The organism is Rhodocyclaceae bacterium, from assembly GCA_020248265.1.
Lineage (GTDB): Bacteria > Pseudomonadota > Gammaproteobacteria > Burkholderiales > CAIKXV01 > CAIKXV01.
Map to the genome: position 1 here is coordinate 1 of JADCHX010000025.1, position 17,225 is coordinate 17,225.

Here is a 17,225-nt window from a genome sequence, read left to right on the forward strand (position 1 = left end):
ACGAGGCAGAATAGTCGCCACTGGGTTCCGACCTTGTTCAGCCCGCGCAGCGTGAACCGGTTCAGGCGCTTGTTGTGCCGCAAGTTGCCGAACACCGGCTCCACGGTTCCGATCCGCTGGCTATAGCGACGCCTGCCCTCAAGGCTGTCGATGCGCTGCTTCATGACTTGCATCGGATCGATCGGTCGGTCCGGATACTTCTTGAAGATTCGACGTCCCCCCGCTTTGAGTAGCGGTTGGGTTTAGAGTCCCGCGGTCATTGTAAGGGCCTTGTCGGCCAGTTGCCTCGCGTAGGCTGCCGGCGGCAGCCCACCCAGGGATCGCTTGGGTCTCTCTTCGTTGTATTCCCGCCGCCAGCGCTCGATCTCCACGCGGGCGTGCGCCAGGCTGATGAACCAGTGCTCGTTCAGGCATTCGTCGCGCAGGCGCCCGTTGAACGACTCGACGTACGCGTTCTGGTTCGGCTTGCCGGGCTTGATCAGCTTCAGCGCCACCCCGTTCCGGTGAGCCCAGGTCAGCATCGCCCGACCCGTGAATTCCCGCCCGTTGTCGGTCCGAATCACCTTCGGACGGCCCCGCAGCGAGCAGATCCGGTCCATCAGCCGCGTCAGCCGCGTGCCTCCGATGCTGTGTTCTGCCATCGCTAAAGGGGCCGTTGCAACTACGCGATAACCTGCGGCTGACACTGAATACCCGAAGCGGCCTTTGGCCAGCGTCTGCTTCTGGCCGGGAGTTGCGGTTCGTGCCTATGGCAGAAAGCTGCCTTCCAGAGCGCGCATGCGGCACGAACGGCCGCCCAACCGGCTTCGACGGCTGGGCGGCCCCGCTCAGATCTCGGTCTGTTCAGAGATCTCCAAAGCGTCGTCCACCTCGATGCCCAGGTAGCGTACGGTCGATTCCAGCTTGGAATGTCCCAGCAGCAACTGCACGGCGCGCAAGTTCTTCGTGCGCCGGTAGATCAACGTCGCCTTGGTCCGGCGCATCGAGTGCGTGCCGTAGTCGGCGGGATCGAGGCCGAGCTCCTCGACCCAGCCTTCGAGAATCCGCGCGTACTGTCGCGTGCCCAGATGTGGCGAGTCGTGGATGCGGCTCGGGAACAGAAAGTCTTCGGACTTCAACGCCGCCAGCTTGATCCACTTCTGCACCGCGTCGCGGGTTGCTGGTGTGATTTCGAATTGCACGGGGCGCTGCGTTTTGTGCTGCAGAACCATGGCGCGGGACGCGACCTGATCCCCGTGGCAGATGTCCCTAACCTTCAGGCTGACGAGATCACAGCCGCGGAGCTTGCTGTCGATGCCCAGGTTGAAGAGGGCCAGCTCGCGTACGCGATTTTCCATCTGCAGTCGCACCCGGAGTGCCCAGATGTCCTTGACCTTGAATGGGGCCTTCTGACCCACGATCTTGCCCTTGTTCCACGGCTCGCGATGTACTGCGTTGGCTACCGATCCCATGATGGTCTCCCATCGAGTTGAGGGCCAAACAAGATGCGCCGGAGCGCTGTCGAGGATCTTGTCCTAGGTCAACCCACGTTCACGACGAGCTCGAGGGCCCAGCGTCAGCTATGGGACACGGTTCCGTACTCACACTCCCAGCCAGGAGCGGACTTACACGAACGACCGTTTCTTGGCAGGCGGCCCCAGACTAGGGCTTATTGGACAGCGTCTCTTGCTTTACCTGCTTCGCCGCTTCGCCGGCCAGGCGGGGCAGATCGGGGTTACCGGTTTGCCAAGTCCAGGTCATCGTGATGGCGTCGACCTTCCAGGCCGCGCCCGTCTTGCGCAGCGTGTGACGGTAGTGGCCGCCCAGCGTCCACAGCTCGCCGGCTGTGGCGCCGGCCAGCCGGCGCGTGGCGATGAACTGGGACAACACCCTTGCTCGCTTGCCCTCCACGCTCACCCGGTGGCTGCCCACCAGGTGCTGGGTGGCGGTGAAACCAGGCAGGAACGCTCGCCAGCTCGCGACCAGGTCGTTGGCGTTCATGCGTGCAGGCTGTCCACCGGCCAGCGACGTGTAGTCAACGAGCACCTCATCGGCGAACTGCGTGCGCACCCGCGGCCAGTCGCGCATGTCCGCGGCCAGACCGATCTCGTTGACCGCAGCGACGATGGCGAGGTGGTCGGCTGGCGAGACGGCAATCGGTTCCCTCGCATGGGCAGGCTGATGCATGACGATGCCTCCCGACAGCAAGGACCCGCACACCACGACGGCATGCATCAGTCTGTGACCCATGTGGATTCTCATGCCGGCCTCAGCCGCGTTGCGGCGTGAGCATGTGGTCGATGCCGAAGTTCTTGTACAGCCCAGCGGTCAGCTCGGCCAGCGCGCGGTTGTAGCCCTCGACCGCAGCGCCCATCCCAAGCGCATCGACTGTCGTGCGGAACGGCCGTCCGCCCGCGGGCATGCCGACGAGCGCCGCGATAGCGTCGGCCACACGCTGTGGGTTCTGCGCCGGCGTCGCCGCCAGTACCTGCTCGAAGTGCTGCAACATCTGCTGCGGCGCCTCGGCCATCGCGCCATAGGTCGCGCTACGCGCAGCGTCGGAGGGGCGCATCAGGTGGTCGATGAAGCTCGTCGGGTAACCACCAGGCTCGACGATGCACACCTCGATGCCGAAGGCCGACAGCTCGCTGCGGTAGTTCTCGCTCAAGGCCTCCAGCGCCCACTTGCTGGCGTTGTAGGGGCCGTAGAAGGGCATCGAGACTCGACCGAGCAGGCTCGAGACATTGACCATCAGTCCCGAACGACGGGTGCGCCACGCCGGCAGCAGCGCGCGGTTGACGCGATGCAAGCCGAAGAGGTTGATGTCGAACAGACGCTTCAGGTCGTCGGCGCTGAAGGCCTCTTGCAGGCCGAGCACGCCCACGCCCGCGTTGTGGATCACCACGTCGGGCGAGCCGAGCGCTTGGCTGGCCTGCGCGACGCCCGTGGCGACGCTGGCGTCGTCCGTCACGTCCATCGCGATCACGCTGGCGCCGCGCGCGGCCAGCGTCTGCGCGGCGTCGCGGTTGCGCCCGTCGGGCTCGCGCATCGTGGCGACGAGCCGGTGGCCCTGGTCGAGCAGGGTGTTGGCGATCAGGCGGCCGAAGCCGCCAGCCGCGCCGGTGAGAAGGACGGTGTGCGTCATGGCTCTGTGCTCCGCAGGTGGTGAACGTGACGTTATGCGGTCAACGCGTCAGGTAGCCCCCGTTGACCCACAGCGTCTGGCCGGTGACCCATTGCGACTCGGGCATGGCGAGGAAAGTCACCAACGGCGTGATGTCGCCTTCCTTGCCCAGACGGCCGACGATCGCGAGGTTGGCCGCGAAGCGCGCCGACTCGGGCGTCTCGGCGGCGTGGAAGAAGGTGTTGTCCAGCGGGCCCGGGGCGATGGTGTTGACCGTGATGCCGCGCTTGCCGACCTCACGCGCCACCATGCGCGTGAACTCCTCGCACGGCGCCTTGGTTCCAGCGTACAGCGCGTAACCCGGCGCGCTGCCGGCGGTGAGCGAAGTGCCGATGTGGATCAGTCGGCCGTTCTCGGCCAGCCGCTGAGCGCTTTGCTGGAAGACATGGAAGAGCGCCTTCACATTGGCGCGCTCGCTCCTCACGTAGTCGGCTTCGGTGAGCTGCGCGAAGGGCTTCTTGACGATGTAGCCGACGGTGTTGACGACGATGTCCACCTTGCCAAAGGTATTCTGCGCAGCGTCGAACACCGCCTTGGCAACGCTCACGTCGGCCATGTCGCCGATGACGGTGGTCACGCGCGCCCCTTGCTCGCGCACCAGGCGCACCGTCTCGTCGTTCTGTTCCTTGGTCTCGGCGCGGTGGAAGTGCAGCACGACATCCGCGCCCAGCCGGGCCAACGCAATGGCGTAGGCACGCCCCTGGTTGTTGCGCGCCGCGGTGACGATCGCAGCCTTGCCCTGCAGCGGCTTGGCGGCGGCCACGGCGCCGGCGCTTTGCGCGCGGGCGGCCCCAGCGGCGGCCAGGCCTGCCATCAGGCCAGCGGCGGACAGGACGCGACGGCGATCCGACGATAAGGACAACTGGGGAGTGTTCATGGTCAGGCTCCGCAAGGGGCTCGGCTCACCGTGAACCGATGGAGCGTAGTCTATTATTCTGAAGAACATCGATAAACTTGCCGAACTAGAAAACACTGTTCGCCATAGACGATCAATAGAGGAGTCCGCCCTTGGACCGTCTGCGCGCCCTCCAAGCCTTTGCCCGGGTGGCCGAACTCGGCAGCTTCACTCGCGCCGCCGAGCAGCTGCAGTGGCCCAAGGCCAGTATCACGGTGCTGGTGCAGCAACTCGAGGAGCACCTCGCGGTCAAGCTGCTGCACCGCACGACGCGCCGCCTCACGCTGACGGACGACGGCGTGGCCTACCTTGAAGGCGTACAGCGCGTGCTCGCAGACATCGATGAACTCGACGGCGAGGTGGCGCAGCGGCACATCCAGCCGCGCGGGCGCCTGCGCGTGGACGTGCCGGCGGCCGCCGGGCGGCACGTGATTGCCCCGGCGCTGCCCGAGTTCTTCCGGCGGTACCCGGAGATCCAGCTCGAGCTTGGCAGCTCCGATCGGCCGGTAGACCTGATCGTCGAAGGTGTCGACTGCGTGATCCGGGGTGGCCGGGTGCACGATGAACAGCTCGTCGCGCGCCCCTTGGGCGCGTTCGAGTTGATCACCTGCGCCGCGCCCGAGTACCTGGCCCGGTGCGGCACCCCTCGCAGCCCCGACGATCTGGAGCAGCATCGCGCGGTCAACTTCTTCTCGGCCAAGACCGGCCGCACGTTCGCTTTCGACTTCGAGCGCGATGGTCAGGCTTTCGAGCGCCAGCTCTCGCACCAGGTGAGCGCCAATGACGCCGACACCCATGTGGCGCTCACCTTAGCGGGCCTTGGCATTGCCCAGTGTCCGCGGACACTCGTGCTGGCCGAGCACATTGCCGCCGGGCGGCTGGTGCCAATCCTCACCGAATGGAGCGCGGGTCGGCTGCCTCTCTACGTGATGTACCCGCGCAACCGGCACCTGAGTGTTCGCGTGCGCGCCTTCGTAGACTGGATCGTCGAGCTGTATCGCGGGAAGCTCGATGCGCTCGGCGCGAGTCCGAGGATCTGATCGATCGGACGCGCTTGCGCACGCGCGAGCGCCATCCCTCGCAACACGCGTGGTTGCCGTGCGCTGCGTTTGGAGTTACAGGGTGTTCTGCTCGGGCCCGTCTCCTTTAATGGATTCGCTCGGACTTGAGCGGCTTGGGCCAGCGACTGCTTTGCGGCGACAAACTCAGGGCGGCGGATGTCGCTGATGGGTCGGATGCGTGAGTTCGGCGCAGGGAACAGCAGTCACTCGACTGGTCCCTGCGCTTCTGGCCCAGTGCCGACACCGGGTACGTCAGCAGTACCTCGGACACCGGTCGCTGGCGCCGGCGCGGTCTGCTGGGCTGAATGACCGCAATAGGGCCGAGACCGTAAGTTCGAGGGCAAGCCGCCACCGACCGCAACCGCTGCATTGCGGTCAGTGCGGCTCCACTGGCTGCTACAGACTGCCTGCGGACGTTCGGACTTGGTCGGAGAATGTCGGCAGGCCCAATACCTGCCGTTGGCATGCTCTCGGTAGAAGGCAACGATGCCACTACCACTTGCGCGTGCGTTGGCCGCCGTCGGCAGCCTCCTCGGACAGGGTGCAGCGATCGTGGTCGGGGTGCCTGGCGCCGATGCATCCTCACGCGCTGACACTGGGGTTGAATCGTATTGCGCGGTGTGACGAGGCGTGGCACTCTCGATGAGCGTCGTGTGCGTGGAGTGGCCTTCATGACAAAGCTTTCCCGAGGCAAACGAGCGCTTGCGGTGATGATGGTTTCGGCAAGCACCCTCGGCGGGTGCGCCGCGCCGGGCGCTTCCTGGTCTGATCTGTCCACCCGAACATCGTGTTGTGCGTCGGTGGCGCATCTACCGTTCGCAGCGGTTCAAGCCAATGTACTCGCCGAAGTCTCGGTCGATGCGACCGCCGTGCTCCTGTTCGCCGAGGGGCTTAGCACGTTTGCGGCGTTCACCTTGCCAGCGCCGTCGGTCAACCACAGACTGCGTCTGCGCATCGACAGTTTCGTGCGCCCGAGCGCGCAGGACCAGGCGAGCGCGTTCATGCCCGTAGCGATATGGCTCGACAGTGACCGGATGCCGCTGGCTGCGCCTCAGCCGGTGGGTTATCGGCAGGCGTTCGATCTGTGGCGCGGCGAGCACTTGACTGCTGTGCTGCCGGTTCCGCCGATGGCCCGCCATGTGGTGCTGTATACGACCGGGCGCGGGCGCGAGGATCGGTTCGTATTGCGCAGCACACCTTGGATGAGCTCGGTTCCGTTGGGTCAGGGAGCGACCGTGCTGATGCCGACACCGGGGCGCACGCGGGACGTGTCGAGCAGCCCGGTGGGGAGTATCCGGGTGTTGGTCGAGCCGGCGGTTGGCGCAAAGGCCGACAACCTATCGCGTAATCGCCGCGCACTTCACCTGCGCGCTGGCGGCGTGCCCATCGGCTGACAGGAAAGAAAACGGCCTGCACAGGGCAGGCCGTTTTCACTGCAGCCGGCTGAAGGTCGCCTGCCTCAGCCAGCAGCCTTGCGGTTCTCCGCCAGCTTCGCATCCACCAGCTGCACGATCTCGTCCAGCACCGCCGAACGCTGGCCCTGCTGTGCCGCGACCTGCTGCACCAGCCGGTCGACGCGCTCGATGTTCTGCGCCCCGCCGTACAGCGCACGCGCAGCCGACGACGGGCTGCCCAGGCCGTTGGCGGCATTGGCGTACTTCTCGAACGGCACCAGGTCGCCGGCATCGGCGCCGAGGTTGCGGCACAGGCCGAACACCCACTCGTACATCTCGCGCGAGGCGGCCACGTCGGAATGCACCGAATCCTTGATCGAGCGCATGCCCTGCGGCGTGATGCAGCGGTAGTTGCCCGCCATCAGCATCGCCCACTTGGCGAGCGGCACGAACACGGAATCGTGCACGCGCAGCTTCACCGGCAGTTCGATCGGCGCGCCACCGTCGCCCGTATCGAAGCGGATCGCATCGATGCCTGCCTCGAGTTCGCGCAGCAGCGCGGTGTCGGCATCGGATTCGAAGCGGGCGGCCTTGAAGTTGGTCGGCAGGCGCACCTGCAGCACGTTGACCGGCTCTTCCGGCGGACGGAAAGCCTGGGCATCCGGGCTGCACAGGGTGAGCGTGGCCGGGTCGAACGAATCCCAGACGGTCGCATCGGCATAGGCGTCGCGGCATTTCGTCGCATCGAGGCCCGGGATGCGCTTCAGGTAAGGATACGGCGGCATGTTCATGATCGACATGCAGGGCACGCGCGACTTCGCGACCGCGTCGAGCAGTTCGCGCACACCGGCGGAACGGTACTGCGGCTCCTGCATCGCGAGAGCGATCAGGTCGTAGTGCTTCGGGTCGACCGCGGCCGGACCGGCGGCATCCAGCTTGCCCGGCGCCTTGCGCGTATCGATCTCGACCAGGCCTTCACGGCCCTTGATCGGCAGGCGCACGCGGGCGCCGTCGCGATTGAACGCCTCGACTTCGGCCCGCAGGCAGACCAGCGTCACCGCATGTCCGGCCAGCGCCAGCTTGGCGCCCAGCAGGGATCCGTATGACGCACCCAGTATCAGGATCTTCTTCATCGATGCTCCTCCGCGCACTCTCGGCCGGCGGGATTGCCGGCGCCGAGTGCTGTTCGAATGATGTGTCGGGTCAGCCGCCGACGCTGACCACGTCGGTTGGCGCCAGCAGGCAACGCAGCAGGCTGTAGGCCGCGAGACTGGATGTCTTCGGGTTCTCTTCCAGCGGATTGCCGATGACGTGGTAGCGCAGGATACCGAAGCTGCCCTCGGCTTCCACCTGATGCTCGTTGCCGCGCGCCTGCGGATCGGCAAACAGCTGGACCGTGGTGTCGTCGAAGCCGACCCCGGCCAGTGCAACGGCGGCGCAGACGTTGGCGTTCTGCGGAAAGGCGAGTGCAGCCTCGCGTGCGCTGCCTTCGAAGATCATGGTCGCTTCGCGGATGCCGTCGAGGTCGAACGACGACTCGGCCCGCGTACCCCGCCAGGCGAGCACCGGCTTGCGGCCGGTGTAGGTGACGCGCTTCAGGCCGCCGACCCGCGCCGACGAGATGGCATCGAGCGCGCCGATCGCGCCCGACGGGATGCGGATGCGCGCGCCGCCGTCGCGCGCGGCATCGCGCAACGCCTGCTCGAGCGATGCATCGGCCAGTGCGCCCACCGAGGCCACCACCAGGTCGATCCCTGCCCGCAGCACGCCAGGGCCGGACTGCAGGAGCCCGGCATGGCCGGCGCATTCGGCCACCAGCTTCGGTCCGAGCGCGAGCAGCGCCGGCAGCGTCTCGACCAGCGGGACCTGTTCGGCGAAGCCCCGCGCCCGAGACTGCGCGGGATCGATGTCGATCGCACCGACGAGCCGGATCTCCGGATGGCGGTCCACCACCCGGCGCGCGATCACCCGCGCGATCGAGCCACCACCGATCAGGCCGACCGGGAACGCCGCTGCAACAGGTTCTGTCATCGCGGATCTCCTATCGGGTCGTGCGCATGCCGATGAACTTCAGCTGCGAATACTCTTCCATCGCGTAGCGGATGCCTTCGCGGCCGAAGCCGCTGTCCTTCATGCCGCCGAAAGGATACATGTCGAGCCGGAAGCGGCTCGCCTCGTTGATCCAGACCGAGCCGCAGTCGAACTCGTCGGCCACGCGCAGCGCCGAATCGAGGCTGGCGGTGAAGCAGGCACCCTGGAGCCCGAACTCGGAGTCGTTGGCCTGGGCCAGCGCATCGTCGAGGTCGCGTGCAGACTGCACCACCACGACCGGCCCGAACGCTTCCTCGCACAGCACGCGTGCGCCATCGGGCGCGGCGACGATGATAGCCGGCGAAAGCAGTGCACCATCCATCGTCGGCTTGAGCGCGATACGTGCGCCCTTCGCCTCGGCATCGGTGACCATCGACATCACGCGCTGCGCAGCCGCTACGCTGACCATGGTGCCGACATCGGTCGACGGGTCGGTCGGGTCGCCCACCTTGAGTTTCTTCGCCGCGGCGACGAACTTCTCGACGAAGGCCTCGAACACCGGCTGCTCGACGATCACCCGCTGCGCCGAGATGCACTGCTGGCCGCTAGCCTCGAAGCCGGCCGCTGCGATCTTGGTAGCCGCGTCGTCGAGGTTGGCATCGGCCAGCACCAGGTTTGCCGCATTCGAACCCAGTTCGGCGCAGAACTTCTTCGGGCCAGCCGCCGCCGACAGCGCGCGCGCGGCGGCGACGCCGCCGGTGAGCGTGATCACCGATGTCAGCGGGTGGGCGACCAGTTCCAGCGCCGCGCTGCGGTCGCCGGTGACGACGTTGAACAGGCCATCGGGAAGCCCCGCCTGCTTCGCCAGTTCCGCGAAGGCGAGCGCGACCTCGATGCCGGTCGGGTGCGGCTTGACCACCATCGCGTTGCCGGTCGCCAGCGCCGGGGCCAGCTTCTGTACCAGCAGGTTGGCCGGTGCGTTGAACGGGGTGATCGCGCCGACCACGCCGCAGGGCACGCGACGCGCGTAGCCGAGGTGGCCGGCGCCGGCGGGCGCGGAGTCGAGCGGCAGCACCTCGCCGCGACCGGCCAGCAGTTCGGCGATCGTGTTGCGCAGGAAGGCGCCCACGCGCGAGGCCTCGAAGTTCGCCGCCTTGCGCGGCTTGCCGATGGTGTCGACGATCATCTGCGAGATGCGCGCGCTGTCCTGCTCGAAGGCCTTCGCCAGCGCCTCCATCCAGGCCACGCGCTGGGCGATCGTGCTGCGCCGGTGCTTCATGTAGGCCGCATGGGCGCTCTTCACTGCGAGGTCGACAGTCGACTTGTCGGTCTCGACGATGCGACAGAGCAGCTTGCCGTCGATCGGCGACACCAGGTCGAAGGCGGCATCGGTGGCGCGCGGCTCGACGAGCTTGCCGTCGATCCAGGAAACGAGGGTACGGGTCATGGTCGGGTATCCGTTGCAGCAGGGGAAAGGGAAATCAGTGCGGGGCGGCAGGCATCAGGCCTTCGCGCTCGAGTGCGAGACGGGCAAGGAACGGCACCAGGGGATGCACGCCGAGCGCGACGATCGCCGGGAAGCGACCGGCACTCAGCAGTTCGCGATGCTCGTCCGGCAGCGAGAAGCGGACGCAGAAGGCAGCGCCGTCCTCGGCGTAGGCCTTGCGCGCGTGCGAGTTGTTGGCCAGCGCATGCAGCGCCGCCGTGAGCGGCACCAGCGCCGGACGCGTCTCGGGGTAGTGCAGCAGCCCCGCCGGAGCCGCAGGCGGCGACCAGAAGCCGAGCGAGGCGTAGTTGTGGTGCCAGCTCGGGTTGAACTCGACCATGTCCGGCTTGCGATCGCCGAGCAGGCCTGCAGCCACCGCCCAGCAGCGCAGTTCGATGTTGCCGGTGGCGTCCAGCGTTTCCTCGGACAGGCCGAGCAGCGACTTCAGCTGGCCGCGGCCGAGCTGCTCGAGCAGCGCGCGGTCGAACGCCAGGTCGGGTTCTGCATAGCGGTCGGTGCCGGGGAAGTGCGACATGCCACCGCTGGCGACCACTACCGCCTTCAGGCGCAGGGAATCCACGGCCGCGGCCAGCGCCTGGCCGAACGCATGGCAGCGTTCCATCGACGGTTGCGGGGGCAGGTAGGCATTGACGAACACCGGCACGATCGGCCCCTGCACCCCGAGGTGGGCGAGCGGGATGCCCAGCGCGTAGTCGACCTCGGCCGTGCTTGTGAACGCCGGATCGAACCCGCTGCGATACAGCGCGCGCACCAGCGCGAACGACACCTCGCTTGCCACCGGATGGCGGAAGGCCTTGCCGGCGAAATCGCCCTTTGCCTCGCCCCCGACATGCAGCGCGAACGGTGGTGCACAGTCGAGGAAGAACTGTTGCGCGTGGTCGTTGGACACCGTGATCCAGATGTCCGGTTCCAGCGCCGCGAGCTCGGCCCCGATGCGGGCACCAGCGGCCTCCACGCGCGCGATGGTCGCCGCGTCTTCCGAGGCCGGGCGGGTGACGAACTGCGGCGCATGCGGCAGCATGGCGCCGCCGAGGATCGCGCTTCCGCCGCCGACGGCCACGTCAGGCCTTGGCCGGCACGGCCGGGTTCAGCGAATAGACGCCGGTCAGGGACGCGGTGCCCAGCGTGTGCGCGGCGATCGCAGCGCGCACGTCGGCGCCGGTGAAGCGGCCCTCGACCGGGCAGCGCTCGACATCGAGCGCATGCAGCGTGAACACATAGTGGTGGACGATCGAATCGTTCCAAGGTGGGCACGGGCCGTCGTAGCCGTGGTAGTCGCCGCCCATGTCCTTGTCGCCACCGAACCAGAGCGTGTAGTCGTTCACCCCCTGCCGGGTGCCGTGCGGGCCCTGGGGACCGGGCTTGCCCTTCGCGGTGACCGAGTCGCTGAACTCGCCTTCCTTCAGCCCTGCGAGCGAGGCCGGGATGTCGACCAGCACCCAGTGGAAGAAGTCGATGCGCGCGAGCGACTTCGGGATCGTGCGCCCTTCCTGGTTGACGTCGGTCGCCTCGCTCGGCACGTCCGGGTCGCAGCACAGCAGCACCAGCGACTTCGTGCCCGCAGGCAGGTCGGCCCAGGCGAGGTCAGGGCTCAGGTTGTCCGACAGGCCGGCATGGGTGGCCGCGTCGGGCTTGCAGAAGGCGAACCTCGAAGGGATCGGGGCGTTGTCGGCGAATGCGTGCGAGGTCAGTTTCATCGGCGGCTCCGCGGGTCGGAAACGGAATGACGAGGCCGGCTGCGTCCATTCCGGGACGGCAGCCGGGACCGGATGCCGTCCTGCAGGGTATCCGGACGGCACGGCGTGATCACACGCCAGACGGATACCGATGATAAACGGGCTGCGCCCTCAGCGGGCGCCAGTCGCCAGTCGTACGGCCCGCTGGTCCCCGGGCTGCAGGGCCAGCCGGGCGACGCTGGCATGAAACACGGCCATGTCGCCCCCCGCCTCCGCCAGCATCCGCTGGAACGCGGGCACGTGCATGGTGTACAGGGCAACCGACGCGAGCTGGGCATTGTTGGGCCCGTCGCCGAACCAGCGGTCGAAGCCGTCGAACGGCAGCGCCGGACGATCGGCCGTCGCGGGCAGTCCCCATGCCTGCCGGAACGCTGCGTATTCGGTGCGCAGGCGCTCGTCCAGCCCCGCGCGGCTCTTGCGCTTCGCCGCGGCGTCGAGCGGCTCGCGGAACAGCGCCGCCAGGCGCCCGCGATGCGCGAGCAAGATCTCGAAGAATGCTTCCCGGCGCTCGAGCGTGCGCGCATACGCGGCACCGGCAGCCGGGTCGCCGCCGGCCTTCATCCACCGGCGCACGCCCTCGAGTTCCACCGCGACGGCATAGGACTCGTTGAACGCGGTATCGCCAGGCAAGTACACGCGCTGGTGCGCCAGTTCATGGAAGATCAGCCGTGCAAGCTCGGCCTCGGGCCAGCGCACGAACGTGTTGAGCACCGGGTCGTCGAACCAGCCGAGCGTCGAATACGCCGGAACCGGACCGACCCAGGTCTGCAGGCCTTCCTCGTGCTGCGCCCGCTCGGCGAAGCGGTCGGCAGCCGCGCGGTCGAAGTAGCCCCGGTAGCCGACGCAGCCCGCGATCGGGAAACACCACCGCTTCGCCTCGACCGAGAACTCGGAGGCAGCGAACACGTTCCAGACGACCGCCGACCGGCCCAGGTCAGCGTAGCTGCGATAGCTGCCGTTGTCGGGCAAGGCCAGTTCACGGCTGGCGAATTCGCGGATGCGCAGGACCAGCGCAAGCCGCTCCTTCAGGTCCGCTGGCGTCGCCGGGTCCGCCAGCACGTCCTCGATCGCACGCGCGCGGGCGAGCACGCCGAGATGCCCCTGCACCGCCTGCGCATAGAAGCCTGCGGTCGCGCAGCCGCCGAGCATCCCGACCTGCAACGCGGCCAGCAGCCCGACCCCCACCAGGCCCAGCGAACGCTTCACACGCGCGGTGCGCCCGGGCTGAAGCGCCCGTTGCGCAGGAACGCCGCCACCTCGTCTGCCACCCGGCCGGACAGGATCAGCGAACTGTGCGCCACCGGCATCAGGATGGTGTCGCAGGCACCGGGGACCTGCGCTTCTTCCAGCGACACCGCGCCGTCGTTGATGCCGCTAAGGCGGATGAGCATCCTCGACAGCCCCAGCGGCCTGCTGCCCGCGATCACGCCGACCTGATGCCTGGGGTCGGGCCGAGGGCGCGGCGTGGCCAGCCATTCGCGCAGGGAGCGCCCCAGCATCCGGTGGCCGCCCGGCAACCGGAGCAGCGAATGTGCGGCAGCACTGTCCGTGTAGGGTATCCCCAGCAGGACCACGCGTGAAACCCGCGCAGCCAGCGCCGGACTGTCGGCCAGCGCACGCAGAAGCAGCGCCCCCCCGGTGCTGTGCCCGACCAGGTGAAGCTTGCCCGGTGCATCCCCTTCCCTGCCCTTGCGGTCGTCGGCAAGCGCGAACGCTGCGAGTCGCCGGGCGTTGGTCGACAGATCATCGGCGACGCTGGCATAGCCGAACGACCGCGCACGGAACCCCGCCCGCCGCAGGCGGTTTCCGAGCAGCGCCATCGAAGCCGCCGGCATCCACAGGCCGTGGGCCAGGACGACCTCGTCAGGTGACGACGGCATCCGACAATGCATCCAGGTGCGCGACCTCGCCCCAGACTTCGAGCCGGAACCGGCCGCCCTCGTGTTCAAGGCAGTTGTAGGCCGCGTTGTACAGGCTGAACACCCGCGGCTGGTCGAGCGCGATCGCGTGCGTGTGCCGATACATCATGTCGAGGATGCCGCCATGTGCGACCACGCAGAGCGCGCCGCCGGGATGCGCGTCGACCAGCGAGGTGACCGCATCGACCGTGCGCTCGTACAGGTCGCGGAAGCTCTCGCCACCCGGGATACGGAAGTCGGCATCGCGATGCTTCGATCGCGCATGCGCTTCGGGATGGCTCGCCGCGATCTCCGCGCTGGTCTTGCCCTCCCATTCGCCGAAGTCCATCTCGCGCAACCGCCGGTCGGCGACTGGCTGCGGCGCATCGGGGCGCTCGGCAAGCGTCGCCTGGCCGATGGCCTGCGCGGTGTCCCAGGCGCGCTGCAGGTCGCTGGCATAGATTGCCGTGAAGCGTTCGCGCTTCAGCCGCTGCCCGATCGCCAGCGCCTGCCGGCGGCCGAGTGCCGACAGCGGCGTGTCGGTCTGCCCCTGTATGCGGCGATCGCGGTTCCAGTCGGTCTCGCCGTGGCGGATCAGCACGACCCGGGTCGTCACGGCGCCGCCGCTCGCCTCACTGGCCATCGGCCGGCTTTCCGTCGGCTGACTGGCCGTCCAGTTCCGCCTTGATGATCTGGAACGCCGCCGCCAGCGTCTTCTCGTAGCGCGCACGCTCGGCGGCGATCGTCTCCGGCGTCCACTGGTAGAAGCCCTCGCCGGTCTTCATGCCCAGCTTGTTCGCCGCGACCCGGTCGGTCAGCGCGGTGCTCACGTCGGGCGAGTTGTTGAAGTGCGGATACATCTCGGCGCCCGCTGCGGCATGCACCTCGAGGCCTGCATGGTCGCGCTGCAGGCACGGACCGGCTGCGATGTAGCGGAAACCGAAGCCGAAGCGCACCGCGGCGTCGATGTCCTCGGCCTCGCAGAAGCCCTGCTCCATCAGCCAGAACGCCTCGCGCGACAGCGCATGCTGCAGCCGGTTGGCGAGGAAGCCGGGGATGTCCCGCTTGACGCGAACCGGCACGCGGCCGGTCGCACGCAGCATCGCACACACATGGTCGGCGACCTTCGGGTCGGTCGCCTCCGAGCTCACCACCTCGACGGCTGGCACCAGATGCGCCGGCATGAAGTAGTGAGTGTTGAGCATCCGGTCGCGCGTGGCGAGGCCATCGCCGATCTTGCTGATGCCGATCGCCGAAGAGTTGCTGCACAGCGGCGTGTCGCGCCGGGCCAGCGTCTCGAGTTCGCGAAACAGGGTGCGTTTGAGTTCGAGCTGCTCCGGCACCGCCTCGATCACGATGTCGATCGACGACCAGGGCACGCCTGCGAGCCCGTCGTGCACGGTGTAGCGCCCGCGTGCGGCGGCGTCGGAGCCGAGCTTGTCGAAGGTCTGCCCGATGCGCTCGGGGATGATCGCGCGCGCCTGCGGGAAGGTCTCGACGATATGCGCGTGTGCGCCGGCATTGGCGAAGGTCGCCGCGATGTCGCGGCCCATCGTGCCACCGCCGACCACGGCCACCTGAATGCGGGATGCGTCCATCTTCATGTCTTCCTGTTCGTTTCCGTCGTCTCGCCGGGCGCTGTCGCCGGCGGACCGAGCACCGTGCCGTAATGCTTGACCCGGCGCACCACCACGATCGCGCCGATGAACGGCAGCAGCCATGCAATCGCAAGCCATTTCGCGCGATCGCGACCGGCGAGCAGTTCATCGGGAACGATCTGCAGCGTCGCCCAGACGGCGAGCGTCGCGTACGCGCAGGCTATGAGTCCGGGCACGGGTTCCATGCGCGCATTCTACGGGAAGGCGTGCGTCAGCTCGGCGCGAGACTTGCCTGCACCGGTCGGTGCCGCGACAATCGCGTGTGATCCAGGAACTGTTCGGCGCACTGTCCGCCTCCACGCTGTTCACCGACCCGGCCTCCGCCGTGCTGGTAGCCTGCGTGGTGTTCGTCGCCTATGTCGCCTTCGGCGTCTCCGGCTTCGGTTCGGCGCTGATCGCCGTGCCGATCATCGCGCACGTCTGGCCGCTCACCGCCGTGGTGCCGCTGTTCGCGCTGTTCGAGATCGTCGCGGCGATCACCGTCGGCGGCAGCCACTGGAAGTCGGTCGATCGGCGTGAACTGATGACGCTCATGCCGTTCATGCTCGCCGGCATCGCGATCGGTGTCGCCCTGCTGCTGTCGCTGCCCTCGCCGTGGCTGCTGGTCGGCCTGGGCCTCTTCGTGCTCGGCTACGGCCTGCGCGGCGCGCTGAAGAAGAACCGTGCGTTCGCCAGGGTGTCGCGTCTGTGGGCGGTACCCACCGGCCTGGTCGGCGGCGTGATGAGCGCGCTGTTCGGCACCGGCGGTTCCTTCTACCTGATCTATGTCGCCGGCCGTGTCGAGGACAAGGGGGCACTGCGCGCGACCATCTCGACGGTCCTGGGCACCAGCAACGCCGTCCGGCTGGTCGTGTTCGTCGTCGCCGGCCTGCTGGCGCCGGCCGTGCTGTTCACTGCGCTCACCCTGCTGCCGGTGGTGTTTGCGGGGCTCTGGCTCGGCGGTCGACTGCATGCGCGCGTGACCCGCGAGCAGATCATCCGCGGCGTGTGCATCCTGCTGGTTGCGAGCGGCGCCTCGCTGCTGGTGCGCGCACTCGGCCAGGTCTGACCCTCGCCGTCCCGGCGCCAGCCGCGGCGGCGTGAGCCGTGCAGAAACGCCCTATTCGGTGCTGTCGCTGCCGCGCGTGCGGCTCTTGTCGAGGCGCGCCGACAGGTACAGCGTGCTGGGTGTGATCATCAGCACCGGATTTTCCAGCTGCAGCTTGCTCCGGCGCGGCGAGATGTGTCCGCCGAGCAGTTGCAGGTCTTCGCCGCTCTTGCTGAAGACGGGGAAGAACGCGCGATCGTTCGTCGTGCACTGCACGTCGAAGTCGGGCACCGCCTTGCGCGCGCGCTGGTACTCGGCGCGAACCCGGCGCACGACGGCCGCCTGCTTCGGATCGACCGGATCCTTGCGCTCGGCGCTCTGCACGCGGCAACGAAAGCCCGCGCGGCGCATCGCCGCCACGGTATCCATCTCGTTGAAACTGGGCATGCGCGTACCGAAGGGCTTCAGGTCGATGATCTTGAACGTGGCGCGGCCGGGCGGGAACGACAGCAGGAACTTCGGGTCCTTTTCCGGATCGCGGTCGTCGGGCAGAAGCTTGATGTGGAACATGCCGCTGCGATCAACATAGCCGAAGACGAACTCGCCACCGCAACCCAGCGTATTGACGTCTTCGCAGGCCTCGAAGATCTGCGCGCGCAGCTTGACCGCCTTCGCCTGGTCTTCCCGCACCTGCTCGAACAGCGTGTTCCATTCCCATTCGGGCGTGTGCGCACGATGGTGCCCGCTGTACAGGTCGAACACCCAGCGCAGTTCATCGACCGAGCGCGGCCGGGCGTTCCTGGCCGCATTCTTCTCGGCGAGCGCCTCGAACGCGGCGAGTTGCTCGAGCGTGCG

At 67.8% G+C, this 17,225-nt stretch carries 20 protein-coding genes; 3 read left to right on the plus strand and 17 right to left on the minus strand.

What is annotated here, in order from left to right:
• The 6 genes from ING98_19920 to ING98_19945 form a co-directional block, all read right to left on the minus strand.
• Nucleotides 1–173: transposase (locus ING98_19920; protein ID MCA3104143.1), on the minus strand; the 173-nt coding region annotated here is incomplete at its 3' end.
• Between the two features lie 69 nt (nt 174–242).
• A complete protein-coding gene (locus ING98_19925; GenBank protein MCA3104144.1) occupies nt 243–599 on the minus strand; it encodes a transposase family protein in 357 nt (118 codons plus the stop codon).
• Nucleotides 600–827: 228 nt separating this feature from the next.
• On the minus strand, nt 828–1,451 hold the full coding sequence (locus ING98_19930; protein ID MCA3104145.1) for a tyrosine-type recombinase/integrase: 624 nt from the start codon (nt 1,449–1,451) through the stop codon (nt 828–830).
• A gap of 190 nt (nt 1,452–1,641) precedes the next feature.
• Nucleotides 1,642–2,229: a nuclear transport factor 2 family protein gene (locus ING98_19935; protein ID MCA3104146.1), complete on the minus strand. Its 588-nt coding sequence runs from the start codon at nt 2,227–2,229 to the stop codon at nt 1,642–1,644.
• 19 nt (nt 2,230–2,248) lie between these two features.
• Nucleotides 2,249–3,124 (minus strand): SDR family oxidoreductase, encoded by an 876-nt coding sequence (locus ING98_19940; GenBank protein ID MCA3104147.1) that lies wholly within the window; start codon nt 3,122–3,124, stop codon nt 2,249–2,251.
• Between the two features lie 40 nt (nt 3,125–3,164).
• Nucleotides 3,165–3,977, minus strand: a complete 813-nt coding sequence (locus ING98_19945; protein MCA3104148.1) for an SDR family oxidoreductase — start codon at nt 3,975–3,977, stop codon at nt 3,165–3,167.
• Nucleotides 3,978–4,171: 194 nt separating this feature from the next.
• On the opposite strand from ING98_19945, the gene ING98_19950 reads away from it, so the two are divergent.
• Nucleotides 4,172–5,098, plus strand: coding sequence for a LysR family transcriptional regulator (locus ING98_19950; GenBank protein ID MCA3104149.1), 927 nt, complete (start codon nt 4,172–4,174; stop codon nt 5,096–5,098).
• Nucleotides 5,099–5,790: 692 nt separating this feature from the next.
• A complete protein-coding gene (locus ING98_19955) occupies nt 5,791–6,513 on the plus strand; it encodes a hypothetical protein (GenBank protein ID MCA3104150.1) in 723 nt (240 codons plus the stop codon).
• 65 nt (nt 6,514–6,578) lie between these two features.
• On the opposite strand, the gene ING98_19960 is transcribed toward ING98_19955, so the two are convergent.
• From ING98_19960 to ING98_20005, 10 genes are all read right to left on the minus strand, one after another.
• Complete coding sequence (locus tag ING98_19960) at nt 6,579–7,646, minus strand: hypothetical protein (GenBank protein MCA3104151.1); 1,068 nt, start codon at nt 7,644–7,646, stop codon at nt 6,579–6,581.
• A 70-nt stretch (nt 7,647–7,716) separates the two neighbouring features.
• Entirely contained in the window at nt 7,717–8,544 is an 828-nt protein-coding gene (locus ING98_19965) for an aspartate dehydrogenase (GenBank protein MCA3104152.1), read from the minus strand.
• A 10-nt stretch (nt 8,545–8,554) separates the two neighbouring features.
• Nucleotides 8,555–9,991, minus strand: a complete 1,437-nt coding sequence (locus ING98_19970) for an aldehyde dehydrogenase family protein (protein MCA3104153.1) — start codon at nt 9,989–9,991, stop codon at nt 8,555–8,557.
• Between the two features lie 34 nt (nt 9,992–10,025).
• Complete coding sequence (locus ING98_19975) at nt 10,026–11,111, minus strand: hypothetical protein (protein ID MCA3104154.1); 1,086 nt, start codon at nt 11,109–11,111, stop codon at nt 10,026–10,028.
• A 1-nt stretch (nt 11,112) separates the two neighbouring features.
• Nucleotides 11,113–11,748 (minus strand): YbhB/YbcL family Raf kinase inhibitor-like protein, encoded by a 636-nt coding sequence (locus tag ING98_19980; GenBank protein ID MCA3104155.1) that lies wholly within the window; start codon nt 11,746–11,748, stop codon nt 11,113–11,115.
• 150 nt (nt 11,749–11,898) lie between these two features.
• Nucleotides 11,899–12,993: an aminopeptidase gene (locus ING98_19985; GenBank protein MCA3104156.1), complete on the minus strand. Its 1,095-nt coding sequence runs from the start codon at nt 12,991–12,993 to the stop codon at nt 11,899–11,901.
• Nucleotides 12,990–13,667, minus strand: coding sequence for an alpha/beta fold hydrolase (locus ING98_19990; protein ID MCA3104157.1), 678 nt, complete (start codon nt 13,665–13,667; stop codon nt 12,990–12,992). The genes ING98_19985 and ING98_19990 overlap by 4 nt, the downstream gene beginning before the upstream one ends.
• A complete protein-coding gene (locus ING98_19995; protein MCA3104158.1) occupies nt 13,651–14,328 on the minus strand; it encodes a histidine phosphatase family protein in 678 nt (225 codons plus the stop codon). Before ING98_19995 ends, ING98_19990 begins: the two co-directional genes overlap by 17 nt.
• Nucleotides 14,318–15,289, minus strand: a complete 972-nt coding sequence (locus tag ING98_20000; protein MCA3104159.1) for an NAD-binding protein — start codon at nt 15,287–15,289, stop codon at nt 14,318–14,320. The genes ING98_19995 and ING98_20000 overlap by 11 nt, the downstream gene beginning before the upstream one ends.
• Entirely contained in the window at nt 15,286–15,528 is a 243-nt protein-coding gene (locus ING98_20005; protein ID MCA3104160.1) for a hypothetical protein, read from the minus strand. The genes ING98_20000 and ING98_20005 overlap by 4 nt, the downstream gene beginning before the upstream one ends.
• 59 nt (nt 15,529–15,587) lie before the next feature.
• Between ING98_20005 and ING98_20010 the strand changes: the two genes are divergently transcribed.
• On the plus strand, nt 15,588–16,391 hold the full coding sequence (locus ING98_20010) for a sulfite exporter TauE/SafE family protein (GenBank protein MCA3104161.1): 804 nt from the start codon (nt 15,588–15,590) through the stop codon (nt 16,389–16,391).
• 51 nt (nt 16,392–16,442) lie between these two features.
• Here the strand turns inward: ING98_20010 and ING98_20015 are convergent.
• A partial coding sequence (locus ING98_20015; protein MCA3104162.1) for a hypothetical protein occupies nt 16,443–17,225 on the minus strand: 783 nt, incomplete at its 5' end.